1 protein-coding gene is annotated in these 1,541 nt (G+C 69.2%); it reads left to right on the forward strand.

Annotation, left to right across the window (positions count from 1 at the left end; all coding sequences use genetic code 11):
* The first annotated feature begins 260 nt into the window (after positions 1 to 260).
* Entirely contained in the window at positions 261 to 1,478 is a 1,218-nt protein-coding gene (locus E0D90_RS25545) for an IS110 family RNA-guided transposase (RefSeq protein ID WP_130800280.1), read from the forward strand.
* The last annotated feature ends 63 nt before the right edge of the window (positions 1,479 to 1,541 follow it).

Below are 1,541 nucleotides of genomic sequence, written 5' to 3' on the forward strand. Positions count from 1 at the left end.
CCCCGTTATGTTCTTCGCGGTCCTGCAAGAGGGCCGCTGGCCTTCGGGCCCGGCATGACTGTTGCCCCCTGTCGAAGGCATGACCTGGGGGGTGGTGTCACCGGGTCCGGGGGTGTTCGTCGGAGACGCTGATCAGAGGTCCGGCCACCGTCCGGTCCGGCGCAATGCCGGGCAGTTCGCGGGCGGTAGGTCTGCATAACGTGGATGCGCGAGCACGACACCCGAGCCGAGGCCGGCACCGTCAACACTGGAAGGGCGCGATGTTCGAGATCCAAGACGTGGCCGTGTTCCTGGGCCTGGACGTCGGCAAGTCCGCTCACCACGGCCACGGGCTCACCCCGGCCGGGAAGAAGGTCTTCGATAAGCCGCTGCCCAACAGCGAACCGAAGCTGCGGGCCGTTTTCGACAAGCTGACCGCGAAGTTCGGCACCGTCCTGGTGATCGTGGACCAGCCCGCCTCGATCGGCGCCCTGCCACTGACCGTCGCCCGCGACACGGGCTGCCGAGTGGCCTACCTGCCCGGCCTGGCCATGCGCCGGATCGCCGACCTCTACCCCGGCGAGGCCAAGACCGACGCCAAGGACGCGGCCGTGATCGCGGACGCCGCGCGGACGATGCCGCACACCCTGCGCTCGCTGGAACTCACCGATGAGATCACCGCCGAGCTGACCGTGCTGACCGGCTTCGACCAGGACCTCGCCGCCGAGGCCACCCGCACCAGCAACCGGGTACGCGGCCTGCTTACCCAGTTCCACCCCAGCCTGGAGCGTGTCCTCGGACCGCGCCTCGACCACCAGGCCGTGACCTGGCTGCTGGAGCGCTACGGCTCCCCAGCCGCCCTGCGCAAGGCGGGCCGCAGCAGACTCGTGGAGCTGATCCGCCCGAAAGCCCCGCGCATGGCCGCCCGGCTGATCGACGACGTTTTCGACGCCCTGGACGAGCAGACTGTCGTCGTCCCGGGCACCGGCACCCTGGACATCGTGATCCCCTCCCTGGCCGGCCAGCTCGCCGCCATCCACACCCAGCGCCGGGCTATGGAAGCCCAGATCAACAGCCTGCTGGAGGCCCACCCTCTTTCGAAGGTCCTGACGTCGATGCCCGGCGTCGGCGTCAGGACCGCCGCGACCTTGCTGGTCACCGTCGGCGACGGCACCAGCTTCCCCACCGCCGCCCACCTCGCCTCCTACGCCGGACTCGCCCCTACCACGAAGTCGTCGGGCACCTCGATCCACGGCGAACACGCACCCAGAGGCGGAAACCGGCAGCTCAAACGCGCCATGTTCCTGTCCGCCTTCGCCTGCATGAACGCCGACCCGGCATCCCGCGCCTACTACGACAAGCAACGCGCCCGCGGCAAGACCCACACCCAAGCCCTCCTCCGCCTCGCCCGCCAACGCATCAGCGTCCTGTTCGCCATGCTCCGCGACGGCACCCTCTACGAACCCCGGACGCCGAACGACATCGAACTCGCCGCATAACCCAGCAACCCCGAACCACCCCAAACCCGACACGGGCGCCTTGACGAAAGACATAGAGGCACC

The sequence above is a fragment of the Streptomyces otsuchiensis genome (assembly GCF_004305975.1).
In the GTDB taxonomy this organism is placed as follows: domain Bacteria; phylum Actinomycetota; class Actinomycetes; order Streptomycetales; family Streptomycetaceae; genus Streptomyces; species Streptomyces otsuchiensis.